This window comes from Tissierella pigra, from assembly GCF_009695605.1.
Classification (GTDB): Bacteria; Bacillota; Clostridia; order Tissierellales; family Tissierellaceae; genus Tissierella; species Tissierella pigra.
In genome coordinates, this window is record NZ_VUNQ01000059.1 from 1 (window position 1) to 21,900 (window position 21,900).

A 21,900-nucleotide genomic window follows, 5' to 3' on the forward strand; every position below is an offset into this window, starting at 1 on the left:
ATGAAAAAGAACCTCCTTGGTGTATGGTTTCTCGATAATTCCATTAAACCAAATGAGGCTCTTTTTTTCATTAATCAAATTTTACCATGTCAACTGGTATTTTTTATTTTGATGCAACACTAGAAGCATTTTGCCACCTTTTATTATATATAGGTCAATATTTCATTATATATTTCTTCTCTAATTCTATTTATACAGCTAAAATCAACAGATGGCTTATAGGCCTTTTCTAGTATAAAATGGTTTTCCTTAGCACCGTTTAAATCTATTGTTCCTTTTTCTACTAGTAAATTAAACATATTCATATCTTCTTTGTTTATATTGTTACTGTCTAGATATTTGTTTAAATCTATTATTGTATTTCCTTTAGTTTTTCCATGTTTATTAGATGTTATTATGGTATCTAACTCTTTAATATATAAACTCTCGATTTTCTCTGGTATTAAAGCATTATAATATATTTCTACTTCATAATTTCTAATTCTGCTTTCCACCAATAATCTATCTAATAACATAGACCTGCCTGTTCCTATTTCTCCATTGATATAGTATATATCTGTTATCCATTCTAATATGGTATCTGTATAATCTACAAATCCTTCTGGTGTATAGGCAGTAGAGAACAAACGTCTCTCTTTAAATCCATTTGAATTTATTTCTATAGGCTCCTTACTAAATACTCTATCTATTAAATTTATAGTCTCATTATTTAATCCTTTTATATCTATCATTCTTTTATTATCATCTACTATACCCTCATGAATAATCTTTGCAGCTTTAAAATAATTGAATGCTCTTTTATAGGCTATTTTATTATTTTTTTTAGCCTCCACTATATCATCCTTTTTTTCCAATATTTTACTCTTATCTATGAATTGTGCTAAATCTATTATTTTATCTGTTATTCCGGGATATTTAGGGTCTATGCTGTGTGGATCTGTTCCGTCTAATAAGCATATCTTTAATTCATCTATGACTATGGCATCAATTGAACTTGGGTCTGACGGACAATGATGATATTCAATACTATATCCTTTTTCAATCATTCTTTCTGCCATATCTTTCATTAAAGATGATTTTCCTCCACCTGGCATACCTTTAAATATATATAATTGGTTTCTATCTTCAGATATTATATTATCATGAAAAGAGCAGAATCCGTTAGCCGTATTCCCTCCTGGAAAAATTCTTCTAATTTTAGACATAATATCACTCCCTATTTAGTTTTCCTGTATGTATATAATATATTCTCAAAAATATTTATTGTGATAGGGATAACCATATTTACAAAGCCAGATACTTCTACCTATAAGTGTATATTAGCCTAAAAACTGTTTTTTAGTCTTTCTTTACATAAATTATTTTGCCAAAGCTTTAGCAACAGTTGATTTTCCAGAAGCCATAACACTAGTAATTACATATATTACTTTCTTCATACCAACCCTCCACAATGTTTTTAAATTTAACTTTTAAATACTAATTTAGAATAATCATATATAACTTTCCTGTCTTTTACTACCCTATACTTTTGTTAAATATAGCAGGATAATTAGATCATTTTTCTATCTAAATAACGAAAGACCATAATTAATTTTCTGATTTAATAATCCTCAATGCCCTAGGAAAATTCTCTTTTCTTTCAATGAATCCTTTTAATTCTAAATTCTTTAAATATTTATGTACAGTAGAGCTTGATTTAAGTCCCATCATACCCCCTATTTCTCTAACACTAGGACCATAACCATTTTCCTTAATGTAGTTATCTACTATATTTAATACCTGTGATTCTCTTTCAGTTAACATATAAAATTCCCCCTTTACTAAATTATATCAGAACATCCGTTCCTCGTAAAGTGAGATTTGTCAATTTATGTAGAAAAATATAATAAATCCCTATATAAAAATAAACTTTTTTAATATAATTTATCACCTTTTATATAAGATTTAATTATATATTTCTACATTTATTTTAAACTACTTTAAAAAATAAAAAAACACCTCCAAGTAGATAATCTAATTTTGATTAATTAAACTGTCTACTTTGGAAGTATCATATCATTACTCTAGAGCCTACTATGCCTATATAATATTGTAATAAATCTTTCTAATGAAATAGGTTCCTTTGGATTAGTTCCATCAGTTAGACCTAATTTCATTGCCCACTCCATAGCATCTACAGCCCATGGGCTACAATCCAGTTCTTTAGTTTTTTCAATATATTTAATTCCTGAGTAATTGAAAATTCCTTTTGCTACTGCTAATGCTAATTCTTCTTGCTTATCTTTTAAGATTTTAGCATCATCAGCATTAGTAATAAAAGCTAACTCTACTAATGCAGACGGCATATTACTTTGTCTTAGCACTGCAAAATTAGCTGTTTTTATTCCTCTGTCTAGTGTATAAACTTTACTTTGTAATATGCTGTCCTGAATACATTTTGCTAAAACAATACCTTTAGAACTATTAGGATAACTAAATGTTTCTACACCTTTACCGTTTATGTTTCCAGCAGCATTACAATGTATAGATATAAATATATCTGCATTAGCTTTATTTGCTAAGCTAGTACGTTCTGATAGTTCTAAGAATACATCTGTAGTCCTTGAATATATCACTCGTATATTATGTCTTTTAAGTATTTCTCCTACTTTTAATGTTACTGATAATGCTATATCTTTTTCTCTTAATCCATTACCTAATGCTCCTGGATTTTTTCCTCCATGGCCTGCGTCTAAAAATACTTTCATTACAAAATTCCCTCCTTATCTTTCTAATGTGTTTTTAGTTCCTGAGTATAGTCCTACTGCCGATAATCCTATGAATATACCTTGTACTAATCCAGTTTTCATGTCCCCATTTCCAAATAATCCTATTCCTATTCCAAGTACTACTGATAATACAGGTATATATCTTTCATGTAAGCCTACTTTCTTAAACACCTCTAAAATACCTATTAATAAAGGTATTATTGCTATTCCTCCATATTCCATTATTAAGTCTCCTTTCTATTTAAATAATATTTGTTGAATTGCATAAAAAAAGAAGCTTACAAAAGCTCCTGCGAATAGCCCTATAAACCATCTCATGGTGGTTGTAAGTCCTTGAATTGTCTCACAAAGATGTTTTATCTGTATTCTAAATTCAGCATTTTCTCTATCATTCTTATCTAATCTTTTATCTAGTTCCAATAATTTTTCATCATGCTCGTTGATTTTCATCTCCATAACTTCATAATTCATATCACACCTCCAAAATTCCATAAAAAAAGAAAAAGCCACGAAATAACGTGGCTCCCTCTCATTATAATTCTATATTAGCTATATTCTTTCCGTCTTGAACTGCTTGAACATTAACTTTTTTGTCTTTATATTTTTCCTTTAACTTCTCAGCATATTTTTGAGCTATTTCTTTTCCTTTTTCTTCTGGAACTCCATCTTCAATACTTATTGCTCCTATGACCCAATCATCCTGAAAATAAATTTGCCCATCATAAACTTCTTCTTCCTTTACTAATTCATCAGTTAGGTTCTCATCTCGATTTTTATTAGGTTTTACTTTCTCTTTAGAGTTTACTTCTTCTTTAAGTTTCTCTTCTTCTCTAAGTTTCACTTCCTCTTTATTGTTTGAGTTTGAACAAGAAATTAAAGATATGGATAATATAGAAATAACAATAATACTAATAAACTTTTTTAATTTCATATACATATTACCTCCCTATAAGTAGTATATCTTAAGAAAAAGCCTGTTTCAACTTACTTAATATACCAGTATATGAATTAATATCCTAGATTTCTAGTTATAATAAAAAAATAAAAAAAGACTATTGTCTAGTCTATTGATTTTTAATTTCTATTCTCTTTCAACTTGTGCTACTAAAAACTCTGCTACTGGAATTTGATATACCTCTGGAAGAGTCTCTATATCTCTCTTGCTTATTTTGACAAGTAAGCCATATACAGGTATCATATACTCTTTTACTGTCATTACTTAGCACCTCCTTCCACTTTAGTTTTTAATTCTATAACTTCATTTCTAAGTTCTTCTACTTCTTCATAAAGCATTGCTACTACTTCAAATATATCTGCTTGGATTTCATTTTTTTGTGTTTCTTTTTCTTCTTTAATTTCTGATAGAGGTTTCTTATTAATTATCTCAATCATTCAAACGCACCTCCAAATCCATTGATAATACATTCCTCTGTAGCTGTACCCTTTTCTATGGAAACTTTTATGTTGATTCCCCATTTGTCGGCTGTCTTTACATCATTAGTAAAGTTGTAGTGTCTACTGATATTCACTTGAGAAGTTATATCCTCCCATGTTGGAACTTCATCAAAAGCATTGTTACAAGCTTCTACTTTTGCTGTTGCTCCTGCAGGGATGGTCCATGTTGGAGTGACAAGTATCTTAGTGCCCATAATGTCTGTTTCTATAGGAGTCTTTAGAGTGAACTGGATTTTATCGTCATATCTAGTGAATGTATAATTTCTCACTGCTGTAGCTCCATGCTCGTCTCTAGCTTCTATCCTAATATTGTGCTGGCCTATTTTTAGCTTATACCAATCTTCACTGGAAATAGTAAATGTATTTGTAGCACCATCTATAGCTTGATATTCTTCTTTCAATATATTATTAAGATATGTTTTTACTGTTATTGCATTTCCTTCATTATCAGATACAGAAAAATCAATGCTAAAAGGTTCTGTTTTTTTCCCTAAGTCCTTGTCTTGCCCATCTATGGTAGGAGCAGAATTTGTTCTTCTGAAAGTAAATCTTCTATATGCTATTCCACCTTGCTGGTCATCTACTTTGATTTCTATAGTATTAGTAGAGTTTAATCCTAGATTAAATAACATTTCATTAGTTATCTCTATTTCTAATTGTTGCCTTCGAGGTGCTCCATTGATAGTTCGTAGCGTAGAATTGTTTAGTTTTTCAGTTACTACTAAACTATCTCCTGCATCTATATCATCAACTTGATAGGAAATTACAAATCCTAAATTCTTATCTCCTAAGTTACTATCTTGTCCATTTATGCTAGGTGCAGTATTATTTATTACTGTCCTCGTTGCTGATGTAGTATATCCACTTTCTGCCCCTTCTGAATCATATGCCTTTACTCTATAAGCTACAGTATTCCAACCCCTAGTTATACTATCTGTAAAACTTCTATTAGCCCCTTTATATATCTGAGTATAAGCTGCTCCATTTACGCTACGTTCTAAGATATATCCTGATAGGTTTCCATCTGTATCTGTAGAAGCTCCCCATGTAATCGATAGAGTTTCTCCACCTCTTACGGTAGTAGGAACTGTTATTGATGGTGTTGTAGGTGCAGTATTATTTATTCCTGTTCTTGTAGGTGATGTAGTATAAGAACTAAAAGCCACTGTATCATAAGCCCTAACTCTGTAGACTACAGTACTCCATGTTGATAAAGGGGTTTCAGATTTAGATAATGAAACTGTGTTAGAAAGTATTACTACCCATGCACCACCATTTATAGACCTCTCTAAGGTATATGTTTTAGACCCTCCAGAAGAAGCACCCCAAGATACTGTGAAGGGTGTATTGCTTTTTAGTGAAGCAGGTACCGTTATTGAAGAAGGAGCCGCTGGTCGCTCCCACCTCTGTAAAGTGTACCTGAACTTATTGCTGCCATCCCTAGTAGGTATATCTACGTCACGAAAATCCAAAGTACCTGCCAGTAGGTAATATTCCCCATCTAAAAGTACTCTTAGAGTATCTGTACTGTTTATTGAGCGTATAGGAGTACCTGATAGTTGTATTGACCCTGCAAGTCCAATACCCCCATCAGTAGTTTTTTTATAGTATACGCCTGAGCGCCCATCAGGCGTACCTGCACCACCAACCATTATACTAATCCAATGGGAATCAACATTCGAATATCCAGGTTCAAACTCACCTAAATTTAACCAAGCCATACTATATCACCAACCTTTTCTGTGTCTCATCATAAACCCCATTCACCAACTCAATACTATCCATGTTAGCAAAATTAACTATAAATATATTATGAGTGATATTATTTAAACTAGCATTTTTAAGTATTGCTACTTCTACCGCGAGAGAAGTAATATCATCTTTGTTTGTTTTAGCCTGTAGACTTGATTTATAGATGCCTTCATCTAGATGATTCATAGTATTAGCTGAATGAGGAGTTCCATGTTCAAATATCTCTCCCTTTTCTGGGACTATTTTAAATGTTCCATCTCCAAGATCTGTTAGCCTTACCCTATTTGGATATTCAGAAATATCATCTTTAAAAAATATTCTTTCATAACTATTCATTATCGCACCTCACTCCTTTGGTAATTCTCTATGATTTTCATAGGGAAAGATTTTAATAGCCCTTTATCTGTACCTTTCTTAATATCAACTTTTTCCTTTAATATTTCTGTCCCCTTTACACTGATGATACTAATGCTTTCTATATTGCCTACAATAGTATCATCAAACATCACGTATACTTTCATCTCATTACCATCTATAGATTTTCTATAGATTTCTTTTCTGTGTACTTTTCCATCTACTACTACTAAACAATGACTAAGATTGTCTAGTACCAGCTGTCCTATTTCAAGTATCCCTTCCTCTGAAAACAGTACTAATTCTTCCATATCTTCATCACTCCTTTGTTATACTTTCACCAGTAAGTGGATAATGGTGTATTGCATTAATATTTTTAGTTGCTAAATTTATATTAGTTCCTGATTGAACACCTTCTACTGCTATATTTGGATATGTCCCACACAAGTAGGTTCCACAAATAGGATAATAAACCTCATATTCTTTAGAATCAGTTATAAATTGTAATCTAGTGTTATGTTCACTAGTAATATCATAATCTAAATGAGCTGGTTTTATTTCTTCAATTGCATTAAACATATCACTTATATTTAATGTTATAGTCCCTTCATTAGTAAACTTAATATTGATTCTTCCGTCAAATATTATGTCTGCTGTACTTCTTGTATAGGCTTCAATTATAGATTTAATCATTGCTAAATCTACTTTCCCCATACCTCTCATTTTGGACTTTATAAGACTTCTTCGCTCTTCTAAAGTCTTTTTAGGTCTAATAGGCAGCTTCAATTCTTTCTCATATATAGCAAGCCCCCAAGTGGCGGTGTCTATAAAAAACTGTTTCTCCAAATCTTCTATATTTAACCCTAATCTATCAAACTCCATTTGTTCAGAATTTAATATCTCTTGAAATACTATAGAGGATCTTTCATAAATCGGTAGATATTCTAATAATCTACTCATTTAATATCACCTCACCTAGTATAGCGACTTCTTCATTGCCTATTATGATATTTTCTAATTCTTCATTAACTCTTAAATCCATATAGTCTAATACTCCATCCACATTCAACACTAAAGAACCTATTTGTGCATAAGATACTAAATTCTTTTTAAATGCTATTTTTTTTAAATAATTAGTTATATTTTCTTCTATATTAGATTTAATCTGTTCTAGAAGATAACCTTCATCTTTAGTTATTGTAGCAGATATATTAATATCTTTACTTGCGGCAGATATTGCAGTACAAAATGCACCTATGGGAGCCTGTCCTGCTCCTGTCCCCCAAGTTGCCCATCTATTATTTATATATTCACCCTTAGGGTCTATATATTCTTGCACTCTACTAATCAGATCCTCACTAGCAGGTTTTTTATTACTATCTATTACTATTACTTTTACTGTGTTATCTCCATTCCAAAGGGGAATAACTCTAGCATCACCTACACCCACTACTTCCTTTGCCCAATTTAGGTAATGATATTTATTTCCTGATGTTGCAGGAATACGTATTCTTTCGTAGTATCTTTGTCTTAAGTCAAAGTCACTTTCTGCATCATAACCATTTTTTACTGATTCAAGGTTAGTCACATTTGTTAATCCTGCAATACTAATGGGAAAGTATTTTATTGCTCTTGCAGGAACATTACCTATGATTCCAGGTACTTCACATTCTACCAATACTGTGATTTGCCCCATATCATCAATTGTTTTATCCTCTGTAGATATAAAGTTTACTGTATCGGCTCCTACAAAATCACCTTTAGAAATTCTAGCACCTTCTTGACCTGATATTGTTACTATGGTTGTTGCTTTTGTTGCTAGTTTTCTAGTTATTCCTGTACGTTGATGTATAAATCTTTCCAATTCCTTCCCTGATAGATTTTCTATGTCTAGCTTATTTGCGACTTCCTGTATTCCTCTATTTTTATTTTCAAATTCTATAGCTGTAGCTTTAGAGAAATCGTAAGGGAATAATCCTTCTGATTTATCGTATTTATCTGGAATATTGCTTAATATTCTTTTCAGTATTTCTTCTCTATTTTCCAATTAAAAATTCACCTCCTGGTTGAAGGTTTCTCCATTTTTTAATATTATTGTGAAACATATTCTAAGGGTGGCTACTTCTTGCTCTGTCCTAAAGTCTTTTATTCTGTCAATTTCACTATGTCTCTTTAATACTTCCTCTATCTCTCTCTTTAGTTCAGATTGTAGAAAGAATTGTGGTACTTTTTTTCCTTGAATTAATTTCTTTATAGTTGTACCGTACTCGTTAATATTCTCATCTGCTTTGTATACTTCAAACTTGAATTTTTCAGTTCTTAGTATTTTTTCTATCCAAATTTTTATAGCTTCTTTTCCTTCTACCTCTACAAGTCTGCCATCCTTAATTACAAAATCTCCTTTTTCAAAATCAAATAAAAATGTTTTACCTTCATTCTTTTTTTCTTCAAATTGTAATTCTTCTACAATATTGTCTAAATCCAATTTGGGAAACACTTAATCACCTACCTAGTATAATAATGTCATAGCCAATAATGACTATGCAATTTGAACATTTCTATAAAAATACATTTCAATTATTTAGTAACAGAAGAAGGTGTTCTTCCTTCATCAGATGTTACTGCTAAATTAAACATGTCTGATGGTTCCCAGTAGACTCCAGTCATTTCATAAAGTATAATCTTCAGGGATAGGATAAAAAATGTTCACCTTCCTGGGAAGTCAGTTTCTACTGGCCTATACCTATGAAAAAGTCAGTTAGTCCATTCAATGAGGTTTTATGATTTGGCTGGTTGGGAGCCTCAGGCTATACCTGTATCACATGCTAGGATGTGTACTCATTGCTTGGAAATGGATTCCTATCAGAAAGGAGCTGTTGCTCATGTTAAACATTATTAAATTTGATTCATTTATTTCGGTTGGTATTGATGTTGGTGCAGACTTTAGCTGGATGTCTATTGCGCTACCTAACCAAACATTTGTAGGAAAACCTTTTAAAATCCTACATTCTGATTTAAATTCCCTGTCTATAGCTGTTTCTAAAATCAAAGAAGCAGAAGAGTTGTATTCTTTGGAAAGTCGCATTTTCCTTGAATCCACGGGAATTTATCATTACCCACTCTTCTGCTATCTTCGTGATAAGGGATTTTGTGTCTCCATCATAAATCCTATCATCACTAAGAATAGCACAAATATTAATATTAGGAAAGTCCATAATGATAAATTTGATTCACAAAAAGCTGCATTAATTGGATTAAAGCCTGACTTAAAAGTTTCTCTTATGCCATCAGACCTTGCCCTTGATTTAAGAAACCTCTCAAGAGAATATTATGATTTGATGGACAATCGCTCTGCTTATGTGAATAAGCTTCAAGGTGAACTACGAATGGTATTTCCGCAGTATTTAAAGATTTTTTCTAAAATAACTACAAATACAGCTTTGACCTTACTAGAAAAATATACCACTCCAGATACATTCTTAAATGTTTCTAAAGATGAGATAGTTAATTCAATAAGCTCTACTGCACGTTTTGGAATTGCTTATGCAGAAAACAAGTATAATGCTATTATTCAAGCTGCAAATGATGCAAAGTTTTTTGGGCATTCAGTAAACAGTAACTTTAAACGCATTCTTCTATACATCCGTTTCATTCGCCAATATGATGAAGAAATCTCAGCTATACTTTCTGATATGCATGAGTTCGTGGATGCTAACAAGGATACTGAATTTGTAAAACAGATATACCTCATTGAATCCTTTAAAGGTGCAGGGTTTCTTTCTGCAGTAAGTCTTATGTGTGAAATCGGGGACTTCTCTGCTTTTCGTTCACCTAAACAACTGTTTGCATATTTTGGATTAGATCCTACTGTTAAACAATCAGGTAATTTTAATGGTACTAAGGTTAATATGTCAAAGCGAGGCTCACGAATTGCTAGAAGAGTAATACATACCATGGCTTTGGTTAGTATTGCCTTGAATCGTAATGGTTCTCCCAACAATCCAGTTCTACGTGAATACTATCTTAAAAAGTGTCAGAGCAAACCTAAAATGGTAGCTCTTGGAGCTATTATGCATAAAGTATGCAACATTGTATTTGCCATTTTACGTGATGAAAAAGAATTTGAAATCATCACTCCAGAAGAACATCAAATCAATTACTCGAAAGCGAAATGCGACATCGCTGCTTAGTATAATTCTATAGAGTTTTTTTACTTTTTGATATCGAATCAAAAGGCTTATTAAAGTTATCTTTTTTTATCAACTAAAGTATCAAATATTTTTAAATTAATTATTGACAATTCTTAGCTGGACTTTTGGATCTTATCTACTATAAAAAATACCTGCTGGTTTTCGGCAGGTATAATTAACACTTCATCACCTTGTTTTAATTCAAAGTATAGTGTCAATTTGGTTTTTTCTTTCTCACTTATGTTGAATGAAATTAGAGGATTAGAGGGTTTAGAGGTAATGGCAATATCCCCTATATCTCCATCAGCATTTAACTCTAATTTATATTCTCTTTTTGCTAAGCTTTGACAGATATATAGATGCCCTTCTTGGAGAATTACTTGCCCATCTAGTATTGAAACTTTTAAAGGCTTTACTCCTACAATTTTACCTACACAGGGACCTATATTAATCTTATTTTCCCTCTCCTTAAACATTTGAGCCAATCCTACGTCCCACATATTAAATCACCCTCTCTAATGTTAAGTCCATAGTATGGATTCTATTTTGATACGTATGTGTACAATCTTTAATTAAATATTGTCCTTTTAGTTTAAACGTATCATTATCTACTTCTAATATCCTTCCTGCCCTGACATTATCATCCCCTAATAGTTTAATAGATATATCCTCTTTTATCTTATTCAACTCTTTAAGTTTATTTTGAGCAATTAGCTTAGCTTTGGCCATATCCTTATCATCTACGGATTCTATTTCCTGTAGTAGCCCAAATTTAGATATACTTTTTTCATCTTTAGCTGTTGCAATTACTCGACTGCTTTTTTCATCATTACTTGAAATTAATATACTATTCCTCATATCTGCTATAGATTCACTTTTACTTATACTTCCTATAGTCTTTAAAGGATTTAAAGAAGCTACATTAGAGGCAGGTTTAAACCTTGGCGTTATGATCAAATCAGTATATTTTTCTATATATAATTTACCTTCTCTCATTTCTAGCCTATAGTTTGTTCCCCATTCATTTGTAGCTTGTTCTAATATATCCCTTATAATCTCTGCTATAATATTATCTTTATATATTTTAGTAATAGCTGTAGATATAGGTACTATATTACCCGTAGGAACATTAAATTTACTACATAACTGTTTGATAGCTTCATCTGCATTTACTTTATTAAATTGAATAATAGTCATAGATTGATTTAGATAAAAAGCGTAATCAAAGGCTGTTATAGATTTTGAATATCTATTAATTCCTAAGTCTACTATAATCCCTCTAAATAATTCTTTGTTATTATTAAGTAAGATTATCTTATCTCCAACTTCAATTAAATCATAGCCTTTCATGTACTTATCATCTATATTCCTAACTGCATCTACATTTAATTCCATACCTAGAGTATCTATACTATCCTTCCATGAGAGATTTCCACAAAACTTAGTTATATCTGAACTCCCACCATTATTTTTTATTAGGGTTATTATATAATTATCCATTTAATTACCTCCAACAAATCTATATTCAGATAAATCTAATGTATATTCCACATCTCCATTTTTTCTAACCTTATAAGAGAAATTATCTATCAATACTGCCATGTTAAACCATTCTGTTCCATCTCTTTTGCTTGTAATGACTCTAAATGGTACTTTCTTTGCTCTCCATTTATTAAAGAAATCTACATACTTAAAAGGTTCTGCTACGCTTCCAGGCTTCAGCCATCTATACTTTTGAGAAGGCAGTATGGATGTAATAGAAAATGTTCTAATCACCTCATCACCTACTAAGTTTATAGTTCCATTGTTTATAGTTTCGAATTGTTCATTATTTTGAGATTTATTAATTTCTATTTCTGGCACCACAGGTAATATCATTACCTCTTCATTGTTATTTGCACTAAATATTATATTGCCTCCCATTTTCTATCACTCCCTAGATATTATCTAATGCTAATTTAACCTTTCTATATACTTCCTCTCCCACTTCATTGGCAAATTGCTTATTACCTATTACATTGCCTGCTATGGTTACATCTACTTTTACATCTTGTCCAATGCCTTTACCTCTAAGGAGTCTTTCAGATTTATCAGCAGGTATAATAGTTTCTCCTGATGATAGTTTTCTTATCTCTCCACCATCTTCATGGATTCTTGCATATCCAGCAGGTGAATAAGAAATTCCTTTTGCGAATGATGGAATTTGAGGTATACTAATACCAAATTTTTTGCCACCATATTTAGGTACCCAGTCTGGTATATCTATACTTATTTTGCTTATGGCTCCTGTTACTAGGTTTATTCCATCAATAAAGAAATTTATGAATGATTTGAATCCAGAACTTATTCCTTCCCATAATCCTGAAAAGAACTCACCTAATGGAGTAAATGCCATCTTTATGATTTCCCATAGTTCTAAAAAGAACTCACCCAATGAAGCAAATACAGCCTTTATACTTTCCCTTAGCCCTAGAAAAAATTCACTCAATGCGGAAAATACCGTCTTTATTCTTTCCCATAACCCTAGAACGAATTGACCTAATGAAACAAATACCATCTTTATGATTTCCCATAATGCTAAAAGCTTTTCTTTTATTAAATCCCAGTTTCTATATAGAGCATACCCTGCTGCAACTACTGCACCTATTACTAAGACTAACCATCCTAGGGTAGTCATCTTTATAACTCCATCTAATACCATACTCATGGTTTTCCAAGCTTGCATAACTGAAACTACTACTGCTGCAACTTTTATAACTGCATACATAGCAGCTACAAATACTAGTATAGTGGTTATAAGCTTTTCATGTTCTTTTACAAAACTTAATACATTTTTTATAAAATCAACTACCTTAGTAACTCCATCGCCTATGGATTGTACCCAGCCTTGAATCTTTTCTTCATTGTTTGTAAACCATGTCTCTATCTTATCTATATATTCACCTATGAGTCCTGATTGAGTATTCATCATAGAAGTAAATATATTCTTAGACGTATTTTTAAGTTTATCTAACTTAAAACCTATAGTATTAGTCATAGTTTTAAAAATTTCATCTGTCATACCTGCACTATCTATTACTTCGCCAAGGATATTATTAAAGTCATTAAATCCACCTTCACTAGTTAAAGATATTGCAGCATTTAAGGCATTTACATCACCAAATAACTGATCCATAGCATCAGTGCTGCCACCAGTTTTTACTTTTATTTCTTCTAACCACTTAGCAAATCCTTTGCTTTTTATAGCACTAACACTAAAATCTATTCCTAATTTCTTAGCCATATCTCTTGCTTGTTCAGTGGGTTCAATTACATTGGACATTATCCCCTCTAGTCCTGCCATTGCTTTAGATGTAGACTGTCCACTTTTTGTAAGAGAACCAACAGCACCTAATACCTCATCTAAACTTATACCTGCTGATTTTGCTATTGGAGTAACAGATCCTAGGGAACTGGCTAGTTCACCGATTGATGTGCCACCAAGATTTTGAGTTACTAGCATTTTATCACTTATACTTTGCATAGCTTCAGTTCCAGTAAGCCCATATACATCCATTGTACTAGTCATAAGCTTTAGTGCACTGTTAGTATCTGTAAATCCAGATATAGCAAGTTTACTTGATAATACCGCTGCATCTATGCTTTCTGCTGCCTTTACACCAGAAGACATAGCAACATACTGAGCATCTGCTAATTCATTGACTGCTACACCTGTTTTAGTAGAATTCTTTAATAACTCACTCTGTATCTTGTTTAATTCTAAAGAGTTTCCCGCGATAGATTTAACTTTTACACTAGCAGTTTCTAGTTCAATCATGCCTTTAAATCCTGTATCCACTGCTAAATCTCCAAAGGCCTTTGCTTTCGCCTTAGCCATTTTAGCTGATTTCTTGATTACATTATCTATAGACTTTACACTTTTATCTTTCCATTTTTCTATTAGAGTTTGTGATTTCTTAGTTTCTTCTTTGACTTTATCTACACTTTTGGTAATTCTTACTAAAGCCTGTGACATCCCATCTTTTAAAGCGAGCATAACTACTATTTCCTCTTTTACCAATTTCTCACCTACTTTCCTAACATGGCTCTATATTTTTGTCTTTCATCTTCATAATATCTATTTATACTTTCCATATAAAATAGCTTTTCAAAGTATCCTAGATTAAGTAAATATTCTAGCTCATGTCCTCTAATTACCAGGAAGGATACACATTGCAGCCATCCATCCTGGTCTATTAGTTTTTTACTTCATCATCTTTTATCTTATCTAGACCATAAAAACTATTTATTACTTCGATAATATCTTTTATCTCATTTAACTGATCCTCTAATACAGCACTAGGTAAATCAATTGGTTCAGCAACTCCATAGGCTTCCATAGCTTCTTGAGTATTAGTTTTAAAAATTGGACAACATTCATAGATTATTTCATTCATAGTATCAATGGTATTAATATTATCTTCTGCCAATCTTTCACTTAATTCCATATATCTCTGTAAAGGAATTTTCCTTATTTCTATTTCAGTGTCTAAAACTTCACTTTTATAGTATTTAACCTGCATTTTATCATTTTTAGATTGATTTCTCTTTGTTATTATATCAGCTAAAGTCACTGTTCTATTATTCATATAAATTCTCCTTTTTTATAAAATAGTTAACGCCTTAGATTGAATCTAAGGCGTTTTAAATTTATTGTAATATCTCTACTTCACTAGCCTTAAAAGGCATTTCTACTTCCCCAACAGACTTTTCTTCCCATGATTGTAAAGCAAGTTCATCGAAAGTTATATTTGTTACCTTAATCCTTTGAGTTTTTCCAGTCGCTCTATTAAAAGCCTTTCCAATTATAGTAACATCTGGGACTCTACCTGCTACGTACTCTGCAAATAATAAATCTATTGCCTTGTTATAGTTTTTATCGGATTTCCTATAACTAAAACTTCCTTCATAACCATAGCCTAGTAAAACCCTATCTGTAGTCATTCCATTTGGTACATCTTCCCATTCTATAACCATTTTAACCTCAAAGCTCTTTACTTTATCCCATTCAGAATCATTGACCCAAATATTGCCATTAGAACCATTCCAATATTGATTTCCTTTACTCATTATCTACCACTTCCTTTCTACATATCTATTTTAAATTTAAAATCTTCCATAGCATTTAATATTTTTATATTTCCATCTAAGAATACATTAGTACCTACTGTCATTTCCATAACCTTATCATCATCCCAAGTACTTACTTCTTCCTCTCCATATTTAGAAATATTTGCTAACCTTTGTTGCTCTATACCGATCATAGCTTTATTTGAGAAGTTAGGATCTAGTAGGAGCTCATTTGCAATTTCTTTAAAATAACTATTAATGGCACCTATTAATAGCATTTGGTTGTCTAGATAATTTTTATATTTACCTTTATAAAAATTTTTCCAAGTAGTGTAAATATCTGTATAAATCATATCCATAACTTCCACTATTAATATAAACTTCATGTCATCAGTAATTCCTTGCCCTGTAGTTACAAGTGATGTAATACCCCTCGCAACCCTAACTTCACCTTCATCATTGTAAAGAATGAACTCACCCTTATTTATAGCTTCATCTAGATCTTCTGGTTCTTCTACAGCTTCAAACTTCTGCAGTGGTTTAGCAATGGCACTCATATCTAAGGATAAACCTGCAAGATAACCTAATAACCATGGAGAAGCTTTGCCTCCATTTTGTTTTCCTCTGTTGTCCTTAAAAATTACCTTTTCATTAGTGAAATTAACTATGTGCATATCATCAGATGAAGCAGCTTTATATACTAACCCCTTATATCTTTTTTTATCATTTTTAACACTGGCTTTTATAAAACTTACTAAGTCATTGGTTTCCTCTGCTGTTGCATCTGCCATACCAATCCAGCAATTCATTTCCACCTTACCTTTTACAGCTTTTAATAAGTCTGCTAAAACCCCATCATTATCCATTCTTGCTATTACTAGTTTCTTAGGTGATCCTTCCAAGACATCTTTAATATATGTTGCATTTTCTTCTGTATATTTTAGTAACTCTTCTGATGTCAAGTCTTCTATGCTTCTATATTCTTTAAATGTAAATGTCTTATCGGTATCATCTTTAATGATTAATACTGCTATCCCTTTACTTCCTCTTTGAACGGCACTTACTCCTAATCCTTTAAATATGATTTCTATTTTGGGCATTCCTAAATCTGCCATATCCTCACTCCTTTATATTTAATTCTTCCATTAGCTCTTTATCCTCAAAATCAACACCAATACCTGATTTATCACGTGGATAATTTTCAGATATTCTAATGTCAAAATAACAATGTAGAACCCTATCAATTACATTAATTTCTAGTTCATTAATTTCAAATTTTACATATTCATCTACAGTAATCAAATTATTTTCTAAAAATAGTTCGACTAAGTCATCATACATATTTAACAATTCGATCCCATTTTCATCTGCTGTAGATGAAAAGTAATAAATCCTAGCAGTCAAATAAGTGTCTCTTGCTTCTCTCATAAAGTCACTAATTTTTATGTTATTCAACTCAATAAAAAAAGAAGGTCTTACTACATCCTTCTCAACATCTGTACTAAAGACTATATTTGGAAATTTAGTCTTTATCTTTTTTACAATAGCCTTGTATATATCAGTATATTTTACAATTTTTATCACCTCCTAAAGTGAATAGTTGCCTCGTAAAACATCCTACTTTCTTATTTCCTTTTCAACTTAATCACCTCCTCTCTAATATTTGGATAATTTATCTAATGTAGATAATGTTACTTACCATATGGTCAATATAAAAATAACTTATAACAATTAAATCGCTTAGATGTAATAAAAAAATCCCACAGAGGAACCCGTGAGATTTTTATAATCTTTATTTTTTCTGACATATGATCTGTGACAACTTTCCATGATACTATAATAGCATGCCTAAATTCATTTGTCAGTATAGTCTAAGTATACTCTTTCGGATTCCTTGCAGAAATTTTCTTTATGTATATTTCAGAGTATCCTAACTCGTCTGCAATTTCCTTCAAGGGCTTCCCTTGGATTTCTCTCATATATACTACCTTTTTATCTAATCCATCTAGTCGTCCTATTCTCTCTTCCATTTCCTTTTTTAATTCTTCCATTTCATCTATAGTGCTTTGGTGCATAGATATATGTTCCTCAAGCTGATGTAATCTAAATAAGGCCTCTTCAAATCCCATTTGATTAGATTCTTGTACTCTTGGCTTAGTGTAATCTATTCCTTTTTACATCGCCTGGCCCATATAATCTAGCTAACTTTTTTATAGCTCTGATTTCTGCTTCATAAGTTTCTACCCTTAGCTCCCATATCTTTATCTCTTTACACAAATCTTTATATGATTTAATTATATCCATGTATTTCTCCCCTTTAATTTCTTCTTTAATTTGTTTTATAACTATATCTACATTAAGTTTGGCACTATATATAGTTTCAGCCATATCTCTTTGGCTAATGTTCTCTTCTTTTTCTTTCTGTTACATCTTCTAGTTGGTCAGCTATATATTTATCTGTCCTTCTCTCAAAGTTGTGTAATCTAGTCTTTTTAACCTTATTTTTATTGCTTTGGGTTTCTTAAATCTAGTTCAATCATCTTGAACCTTGGAGGTAAAAAAATATACTTGAATCTCTTCCTGTGGGATGCCTAGAAGTTCAGTAGCTAAAGCAATCTCATCTTGGGTAAAATATATTTTCCCATTAAGCTTTAAAGATAGGGTTCTTTCCGATACTCTCATAGCTCTAGAAAAAGCTAATTGAGTACTAAATTTCTCAATAATTTTTCTCCTTAATTTATTGTAATTAAATGTCATTGAATAAATCCTCCCTTCTCTAAGTTCAATCTAATTGAATTGACTTAAATATATCATTAGAATTTTTCTTTGTCAACACATAAATTCAATTTACTTTAACTTTTGTATTTCATTATTGAACCTTAGTCTAAAATATGATATATTTAATTTTAGAACGATAGGAGGGAAAATTTTGAAGAAATTAACTACATCTGATAGACTTAAAGAAATTATGAATAAACGTAGACTAAGACAGATTGATATATTAGAAATGACAAAGCCATATTCCGAAAAATACAATATAAAGATGAATAAATCTGATATAAGCCAGTATGTATCCGGACTTGTTGAACCTAGGCAAGAAAAGCTCTCCATATTAGGAATGGCTTTGAATGTTAGTGAAGCTTGGTTAATGGGTTATGATGTACCTATGGATAGAGATTATATTCATACAACGAATATGGGAGTAGTTTCACTAAGAGAAGTGAAATTAATGAACAACCTTCGCAAGTTAAATGAAGTTGGCCAACAAGAAGCCATAAAAAGAGTTGAAGAACTTACTTATATAGATAAATATACAATACAAAAAGATTCTCATCTATTACCCAATGCTGCACACGAAATTGATGGAGCTTCCCAAAAAGATAAAGCCCATGATGATGCTATAATGGATGACGAAGATTTTTAGGAAGTTGACAGGGGGACTGATTAAATGACTTATGAAGAATTATTAGAAGAAGCAGAAATACATGAATTAATTGTAAAAGAAAAACCTCTTAGGGCCTACAAGGGAAGAATTAAAGGAAATAGAATTGCTATAAAAAAAGATCTTAGCAATACAGACAAGAAATGTACATTGGCTGAAGAAATAGGACACTACCATACTACAGCAGGAAATATATTAGATCAATCGGATGTTAGCAATCGGAAACAAGAAAGATATGCTAGAGCTTGGGGGTATAGAAAATTAGTAGGAGTCACAAAATTAATCGATGCTTATAAGCACGGTGTTAGAAATAGATTTGAGTTAGCTGAATACTTAGGTGTTACTGAGGAGTATATAGAAGAAGTTTTAATTTATTGCAAACAAAAATATGGATTACAATATCAAATAGATAATTATTTGGTTTGTTTTGAACCATTATCAGTATTAGAAATATGGGAATAAAAATCTCCCGCAGTACTATCAACACTATGGTGGACAAACCAAGGTTAATGATATAACTACAAACGCTGAACAACTTAGTTATATCATTAATCTCCTTATAATATAATTTTGTATGAGCAGAAGCCAATTTAGATGAATCCTTAAGAAGATGGTCAACACCTATTAAAACTGATTTAAAAGATAGTAATTTAGATAGATTCTTAGGGTATGCAAAACTTTATTTTAAGACTGAAGTGTTGGATAATCCAATAACTTATAAGGATATGGCTTTTAAGTCGTTTTCCAACTATAAAGTAATGATTAGATATAAAACTAACAGATCAGACTAAAGAATCTTATATGTATAATCTTAAATATATTGGTAATAAAATTTTATCTGACTCTTGCATTTACAACGACAAATATTTATGTTCATGCTATAACTATAATAAATTGTGATACATCCAATCTTTTTCCAATAATATGAAAGCTATCAAATAAATCTTAAAATAAAAAAAGCCAACTAAGTGGCTAATTTACAATAATGGGAATATATGAGGATCGAACTTACCCAATAGAACTCTATTCTCTAGCAAATGATACAAACCATTGAAATAGGAATCTTTTTGGGTTCTTATTTTTTTGATTCGGCATGGTAATTAAACTTCTTGCATGGTAAGCCAAAAGTCAATTAACACAATAATTCCCAAAACTCTATACTCCAATTCTGCCCTATTCTAATTCTATTAACGATACATCTATAATTTTTTCAATACACTAGTTACATAGTTTCTTTCATACTCTGTAAATTTCACGACCTTAAAAGAATATAATAAATCATTATATATAAATAATAAACCTTCTAATATAATTTATCATCTCTTATATGAAATTTACCTATAGATTTATTCCCGTCATTTCTTTTATAAGTATCCGTTAAATATAGCCACCTATAAAAGAATCTATAAAAAGTTTTATATGCTCTTATTTTATCTTTTAAATAATCCTGTTGTGTAATAATGATAATTAGTTTTTCTAGTATTGGTTATTGGAGTAAAGGTCACTAGGGAAAATTCTTTATTATATCTATATAGGTGTCCATTTCCTAATATAATAATATCATCTCCATCCAGATGCAGATGCTCTATATTATGATTAAATTCAATTAACTCACTACTTGCATCATCAATATTAAATATACTGATTATACCGCCTGTAACTCCTACTGGATCAAAATGAGTTATTAATAGATTATCTCCATACCCTAGTATCTGAAACGGAAAATTTTCCTTTAAACTATATGTCTTGATTTCTCCACTTTCCCCATTATACTCCAATAGTTTATTTGTAGGCTGGTTCTCTATACTATCTATTGAATAGGAGGCTGTAAAATACAATTTATTGTCCTTTATTACTGTATCATATTGTCCAAACCCTATATGAGAAATATCTATTTCTTTTTGGATATCCAGAGTATTAGTATCTATTATATAAAGGGATGATTTCATTTTTCCTAGATCTTCACTTTCACCAAAGGCAAATAACTCATTTTCATAGACTTCAATATAGCTAATGTAGGTATCGGGTATTTGAATTTTAGACAATTCCTTTGTTTTTCTATTACATTTTACAATATTAGAAGTAAAATCCATGGTATTTACACCAAAGATAAAATCATTATTTACAGCTATACTATTCATATTCTGTAATTCAGTATCCCACTTCTCTATTTCAAATCCATCTAAATCGTATTCCATAATAAAAGTAAGCTCTTTTTGATTATATATTCCCTTTGGAACAATAAACATGCTCTTATCAAAAACTATAGGCAATGCAAATCCATCTCCCATAGAGCCATATTTAATTTTTTCCTCCCCTACCTTTTCCAAGTTATCATTATAAAAAGATAGATAGGACATATTTTCTTGGCCTGTTGTTTCAATGACTCCATATCTATAATCAATATTTTTCATATTAAAACTATTATTGCTACATCCTAATAATATTAATAAAAAAGCCATTGTCATAAGAATCAAGATTCTTCTCAACATTTGTTTCCCTCCTAAGCTATAATAGTGGATATACTAAATGTATATCCACTATTGGTTAAAATTATAATCAATAAAACTAGCTCTCGTATATTTTTGATGTTCTACTGGTATTTACTAATTCCATTGGATGAACAGCTGCTCCATATGAACTAGTATTTAAATCTATTCCATATAAGTCTTTGAATGCTGCCCAAACTAAATGAGAACAATGAAAAGAGCGTCTACGACGCGTTAAATATTTGCGTACTATACTTCGATTTGAAAATTAAATTTTTCTGCTCATGTTAATATTCTATTTATTTTTGGTATAAATAAATTGGTGATAATATGAGCAGTTC

At 31.1% G+C, this 21,900-nt stretch carries 29 protein-coding genes; 3 read left to right on the forward strand and 26 right to left on the reverse strand.

Translation table 11 applies throughout. The annotated features are described in order from the left end of the window. Window positions 1-143: 143 nt before the first annotated feature. From FYJ83_RS17355 to FYJ83_RS17415, 14 genes are all read right to left on the reverse strand, one after another. Window positions 144-1,205 carry an ATP-binding protein gene (locus tag FYJ83_RS17355; protein WP_154442754.1) on the reverse strand — a complete coding sequence of 354 codons (1,062 nt, stop codon included), beginning with the start codon at window positions 1,203-1,205 and terminating at the stop codon, window positions 144-146. 382 nt (window positions 1,206-1,587) lie between these two features. Next, window positions 1,588-1,803 carry a LexA family protein gene (locus tag FYJ83_RS17360; protein WP_154442756.1) on the reverse strand — a complete coding sequence of 72 codons (216 nt, stop codon included), beginning with the start codon at window positions 1,801-1,803 and terminating at the stop codon, window positions 1,588-1,590. Window positions 1,804-2,063: 260 nt separating this feature from the next. Then, the gene (locus FYJ83_RS17365; RefSeq protein ID WP_154442758.1) at window positions 2,064-2,747 is read right to left on the reverse strand and encodes an N-acetylmuramoyl-L-alanine amidase family protein; all 684 of its coding nucleotides are present in this window, start codon (window positions 2,745-2,747) and stop codon (window positions 2,064-2,066) included. A gap of 15 nt (window positions 2,748-2,762) precedes the next feature. Continuing rightward, on the reverse strand, window positions 2,763-2,990 hold the full coding sequence (locus tag FYJ83_RS17370) for a hypothetical protein (RefSeq protein WP_154442760.1): 228 nt from the start codon (window positions 2,988-2,990) through the stop codon (window positions 2,763-2,765). Window positions 2,991-3,005: 15 nt separating this feature from the next. Further along, window positions 3,006-3,239: a hemolysin XhlA family protein gene (locus tag FYJ83_RS17375; protein ID WP_154442762.1), complete on the reverse strand. Its 234-nt coding sequence runs from the start codon at window positions 3,237-3,239 to the stop codon at window positions 3,006-3,008. A gap of 61 nt (window positions 3,240-3,300) precedes the next feature. Continuing rightward, window positions 3,301-3,699, reverse strand: a complete 399-nt coding sequence (locus tag FYJ83_RS17380; RefSeq protein ID WP_154442764.1) for a hypothetical protein — start codon at window positions 3,697-3,699, stop codon at window positions 3,301-3,303. A gap of 150 nt (window positions 3,700-3,849) precedes the next feature. Further along, window positions 3,850-3,984, reverse strand: a complete 135-nt coding sequence (locus FYJ83_RS20370) for a CD1375 family protein (protein ID WP_268233536.1) — start codon at window positions 3,982-3,984, stop codon at window positions 3,850-3,852. Continuing rightward, window positions 3,984-4,160, reverse strand: coding sequence for a hypothetical protein (locus FYJ83_RS17385; protein WP_154442766.1), 177 nt, complete (start codon window positions 4,158-4,160; stop codon window positions 3,984-3,986). The genes FYJ83_RS20370 and FYJ83_RS17385 overlap by 1 nt, the downstream gene beginning before the upstream one ends. Beyond that, window positions 4,157-5,944 (reverse strand): fibronectin type III domain-containing protein, encoded by a 1,788-nt coding sequence (locus FYJ83_RS17390; RefSeq protein ID WP_154442767.1) that lies wholly within the window; start codon window positions 5,942-5,944, stop codon window positions 4,157-4,159. Before FYJ83_RS17390 ends, FYJ83_RS17385 begins: the two co-directional genes overlap by 4 nt. Window position 5,945: 1 nt before the next feature. Then, the gene (locus tag FYJ83_RS17395; RefSeq protein WP_154442768.1) at window positions 5,946-6,311 is read right to left on the reverse strand and encodes an inorganic polyphosphate kinase; all 366 of its coding nucleotides are present in this window, start codon (window positions 6,309-6,311) and stop codon (window positions 5,946-5,948) included. Then, window positions 6,311-6,640, reverse strand: a complete 330-nt coding sequence (locus FYJ83_RS17400) for a hypothetical protein (protein WP_154442769.1) — start codon at window positions 6,638-6,640, stop codon at window positions 6,311-6,313. Before FYJ83_RS17400 ends, FYJ83_RS17395 begins: the two co-directional genes overlap by 1 nt. 7 nt (window positions 6,641-6,647) lie before the next feature. Further along, entirely contained in the window at window positions 6,648-7,289 is a 642-nt protein-coding gene (locus tag FYJ83_RS17405; RefSeq protein WP_154442770.1) for a putative phage tail protein, read from the reverse strand. Then, the gene (locus FYJ83_RS17410) at window positions 7,282-8,376 is read right to left on the reverse strand and encodes a baseplate J/gp47 family protein (RefSeq protein WP_154442771.1); all 1,095 of its coding nucleotides are present in this window, start codon (window positions 8,374-8,376) and stop codon (window positions 7,282-7,284) included. The genes FYJ83_RS17405 and FYJ83_RS17410 overlap by 8 nt, the downstream gene beginning before the upstream one ends. Beyond that, window positions 8,377-8,826 carry a DUF2634 domain-containing protein gene (locus tag FYJ83_RS17415; protein WP_154442772.1) on the reverse strand — a complete coding sequence of 150 codons (450 nt, stop codon included), beginning with the start codon at window positions 8,824-8,826 and terminating at the stop codon, window positions 8,377-8,379. A 385-nt stretch (window positions 8,827-9,211) separates the two neighbouring features. Here FYJ83_RS17415 and FYJ83_RS17420 point away from each other — a divergent pair, with 385 nt between their 5' ends. Next, window positions 9,212-10,519, forward strand: a complete 1,308-nt coding sequence (locus FYJ83_RS17420) for an IS110 family RNA-guided transposase (RefSeq protein ID WP_154442773.1) — start codon at window positions 9,212-9,214, stop codon at window positions 10,517-10,519. A 113-nt stretch (window positions 10,520-10,632) separates the two neighbouring features. On the opposite strand, the gene FYJ83_RS17425 is transcribed toward FYJ83_RS17420, so the two are convergent. The 11 genes from FYJ83_RS17425 to FYJ83_RS17475 form a co-directional block, all read right to left on the reverse strand. Continuing rightward, window positions 10,633-11,019 carry a DUF2577 family protein gene (locus tag FYJ83_RS17425; protein ID WP_154442774.1) on the reverse strand — a complete coding sequence of 129 codons (387 nt, stop codon included), beginning with the start codon at window positions 11,017-11,019 and terminating at the stop codon, window positions 10,633-10,635. A gap of 1 nt (window position 11,020) precedes the next feature. Further along, window positions 11,021-12,019, reverse strand: coding sequence for an XkdQ/YqbQ family protein (locus tag FYJ83_RS17430; RefSeq protein ID WP_154442775.1), 999 nt, complete (start codon window positions 12,017-12,019; stop codon window positions 11,021-11,023). Continuing rightward, the gene (locus FYJ83_RS17435; RefSeq protein WP_154442776.1) at window positions 12,020-12,442 is read right to left on the reverse strand and encodes a phage baseplate protein; all 423 of its coding nucleotides are present in this window, start codon (window positions 12,440-12,442) and stop codon (window positions 12,020-12,022) included. 13 nt (window positions 12,443-12,455) lie between these two features. Beyond that, a complete protein-coding gene (locus FYJ83_RS17440) occupies window positions 12,456-14,579 on the reverse strand; it encodes a phage tail tape measure protein (RefSeq protein ID WP_154442777.1) in 2,124 nt (707 codons plus the stop codon). Window positions 14,580-14,754: 175 nt separating this feature from the next. Continuing rightward, window positions 14,755-15,147, reverse strand: coding sequence for a hypothetical protein (locus FYJ83_RS17445; RefSeq protein ID WP_154442778.1), 393 nt, complete (start codon window positions 15,145-15,147; stop codon window positions 14,755-14,757). Between the two features lie 61 nt (window positions 15,148-15,208). Further along, window positions 15,209-15,628 (reverse strand): phage tail tube protein, encoded by a 420-nt coding sequence (locus FYJ83_RS17450; protein WP_154442779.1) that lies wholly within the window; start codon window positions 15,626-15,628, stop codon window positions 15,209-15,211. A 17-nt stretch (window positions 15,629-15,645) separates the two neighbouring features. Next, window positions 15,646-16,743, reverse strand: coding sequence for a phage tail sheath C-terminal domain-containing protein (locus FYJ83_RS17455; RefSeq protein WP_154442780.1), 1,098 nt, complete (start codon window positions 16,741-16,743; stop codon window positions 15,646-15,648). Between the two features lie 4 nt (window positions 16,744-16,747). After that, on the reverse strand, window positions 16,748-17,212 hold the full coding sequence (locus FYJ83_RS17460; RefSeq protein ID WP_154442781.1) for a phage tail terminator family protein: 465 nt from the start codon (window positions 17,210-17,212) through the stop codon (window positions 16,748-16,750). A gap of 287 nt (window positions 17,213-17,499) precedes the next feature. Beyond that, window positions 17,500-17,757: a sigma factor-like helix-turn-helix DNA-binding protein gene (locus FYJ83_RS17465; protein WP_154442782.1), complete on the reverse strand. Its 258-nt coding sequence runs from the start codon at window positions 17,755-17,757 to the stop codon at window positions 17,500-17,502. A 25-nt stretch (window positions 17,758-17,782) separates the two neighbouring features. After that, window positions 17,783-18,016, reverse strand: a complete 234-nt coding sequence (locus FYJ83_RS17470; protein ID WP_154442783.1) for a hypothetical protein — start codon at window positions 18,014-18,016, stop codon at window positions 17,783-17,785. 144 nt (window positions 18,017-18,160) lie between these two features. Continuing rightward, the gene (locus tag FYJ83_RS17475) at window positions 18,161-18,385 is read right to left on the reverse strand and encodes a DUF739 family protein (protein WP_154442784.1); all 225 of its coding nucleotides are present in this window, start codon (window positions 18,383-18,385) and stop codon (window positions 18,161-18,163) included. Between the two features lie 172 nt (window positions 18,386-18,557). Here FYJ83_RS17475 and FYJ83_RS17480 point away from each other — a divergent pair, with 172 nt between their 5' ends. Together FYJ83_RS17480 and FYJ83_RS17485 are read left to right on the forward strand one after the other, a co-directional pair. Next, a complete protein-coding gene (locus tag FYJ83_RS17480; RefSeq protein ID WP_154442785.1) occupies window positions 18,558-19,052 on the forward strand; it encodes a DNA-binding protein in 495 nt (164 codons plus the stop codon). A 24-nt stretch (window positions 19,053-19,076) separates the two neighbouring features. Next, complete coding sequence (locus FYJ83_RS17485; protein ID WP_154442786.1) at window positions 19,077-19,532, forward strand: ImmA/IrrE family metallo-endopeptidase; 456 nt, start codon at window positions 19,077-19,079, stop codon at window positions 19,530-19,532. 968 nt (window positions 19,533-20,500) lie between these two features. Here the strand turns inward: FYJ83_RS17485 and FYJ83_RS17490 are convergent. Continuing rightward, entirely contained in the window at window positions 20,501-21,562 is a 1,062-nt protein-coding gene (locus FYJ83_RS17490; RefSeq protein ID WP_154442787.1) for a hypothetical protein, read from the reverse strand. Window positions 21,563-21,900: the final 338 nt, after the last annotated feature.

Excerpts from the sequence above, each read along its gene's own strand:
- FYJ83_RS17355 (WP_154442754.1), bottom strand. The coding sequence starts at position 1,205 with ATGTCTAAAATTAGAAGAATTTTTCCAGGAGGGAATACGGCTAACGGA.
- FYJ83_RS17360 (WP_154442756.1), bottom strand. The coding sequence starts at position 1,803 with ATGTTAACTGAAAGAGAATCACAGGTATTAAATATAGTAGATAACTAC.
- FYJ83_RS17365 (WP_154442758.1), bottom strand. The coding sequence starts at position 2,747 with ATGAAAGTATTTTTAGACGCAGGCCATGGAGGAAAAAATCCAGGAGCA.
- FYJ83_RS17370 (WP_154442760.1), bottom strand. The coding sequence starts at position 2,990 with ATGGAATATGGAGGAATAGCAATAATACCTTTATTAATAGGTATTTTA.
- FYJ83_RS17375 (WP_154442762.1), bottom strand. The coding sequence starts at position 3,239 with ATGAATTATGAAGTTATGGAGATGAAAATCAACGAGCATGATGAAAAA.
- FYJ83_RS17380 (WP_154442764.1), bottom strand. The coding sequence starts at position 3,699 with ATGAAATTAAAAAAGTTTATTAGTATTATTGTTATTTCTATATTATCC.
- FYJ83_RS20370 (WP_268233536.1), bottom strand. The coding sequence starts at position 3,984 with ATGACAGTAAAAGAGTATATGATACCTGTATATGGCTTACTTGTCAAA.
- FYJ83_RS17385 (WP_154442766.1), bottom strand. The coding sequence starts at position 4,160 with ATGATTGAGATAATTAATAAGAAACCTCTATCAGAAATTAAAGAAGAA.
- FYJ83_RS17390 (WP_154442767.1), bottom strand. The coding sequence starts at position 5,944 with ATGGCTTGGTTAAATTTAGGTGAGTTTGAACCTGGATATTCGAATGTT.
- FYJ83_RS17395 (WP_154442768.1), bottom strand. The coding sequence starts at position 6,311 with ATGAATAGTTATGAAAGAATATTTTTTAAAGATGATATTTCTGAATAT.
- FYJ83_RS17400 (WP_154442769.1), bottom strand. The coding sequence starts at position 6,640 with ATGGAAGAATTAGTACTGTTTTCAGAGGAAGGGATACTTGAAATAGGA.
- FYJ83_RS17405 (WP_154442770.1), bottom strand. The coding sequence starts at position 7,289 with ATGAGTAGATTATTAGAATATCTACCGATTTATGAAAGATCCTCTATA.
- FYJ83_RS17420 (WP_154442773.1), top strand. The coding sequence starts at position 9,212 with ATGTTAAACATTATTAAATTTGATTCATTTATTTCGGTTGGTATTGAT.
- FYJ83_RS17425 (WP_154442774.1), bottom strand. The coding sequence starts at position 11,019 with ATGTGGGACGTAGGATTGGCTCAAATGTTTAAGGAGAGGGAAAATAAG.
- FYJ83_RS17430 (WP_154442775.1), bottom strand. The coding sequence starts at position 12,019 with ATGGATAATTATATAATAACCCTAATAAAAAATAATGGTGGGAGTTCA.
- FYJ83_RS17435 (WP_154442776.1), bottom strand. The coding sequence starts at position 12,442 with ATGGGAGGCAATATAATATTTAGTGCAAATAACAATGAAGAGGTAATG.
- FYJ83_RS17445 (WP_154442778.1), bottom strand. The coding sequence starts at position 15,147 with ATGAATAATAGAACAGTGACTTTAGCTGATATAATAACAAAGAGAAAT.
- FYJ83_RS17450 (WP_154442779.1), bottom strand. The coding sequence starts at position 15,628 with ATGAGTAAAGGAAATCAATATTGGAATGGTTCTAATGGCAATATTTGG.
- FYJ83_RS17455 (WP_154442780.1), bottom strand. The coding sequence starts at position 16,743 with ATGGCAGATTTAGGAATGCCCAAAATAGAAATCATATTTAAAGGATTA.
- FYJ83_RS17465 (WP_154442782.1), bottom strand. The coding sequence starts at position 17,757 with ATGGGATTTGAAGAGGCCTTATTTAGATTACATCAGCTTGAGGAACAT.
- FYJ83_RS17470 (WP_154442783.1), bottom strand. The coding sequence starts at position 18,016 with ATGGCTGAAACTATATATAGTGCCAAACTTAATGTAGATATAGTTATA.
- FYJ83_RS17475 (WP_154442784.1), bottom strand. The coding sequence starts at position 18,385 with ATGACATTTAATTACAATAAATTAAGGAGAAAAATTATTGAGAAATTT.
- FYJ83_RS17485 (WP_154442786.1), top strand. The coding sequence starts at position 19,077 with ATGACTTATGAAGAATTATTAGAAGAAGCAGAAATACATGAATTAATT.
- FYJ83_RS17490 (WP_154442787.1), bottom strand. The coding sequence starts at position 21,562 with ATGTTGAGAAGAATCTTGATTCTTATGACAATGGCTTTTTTATTAATA.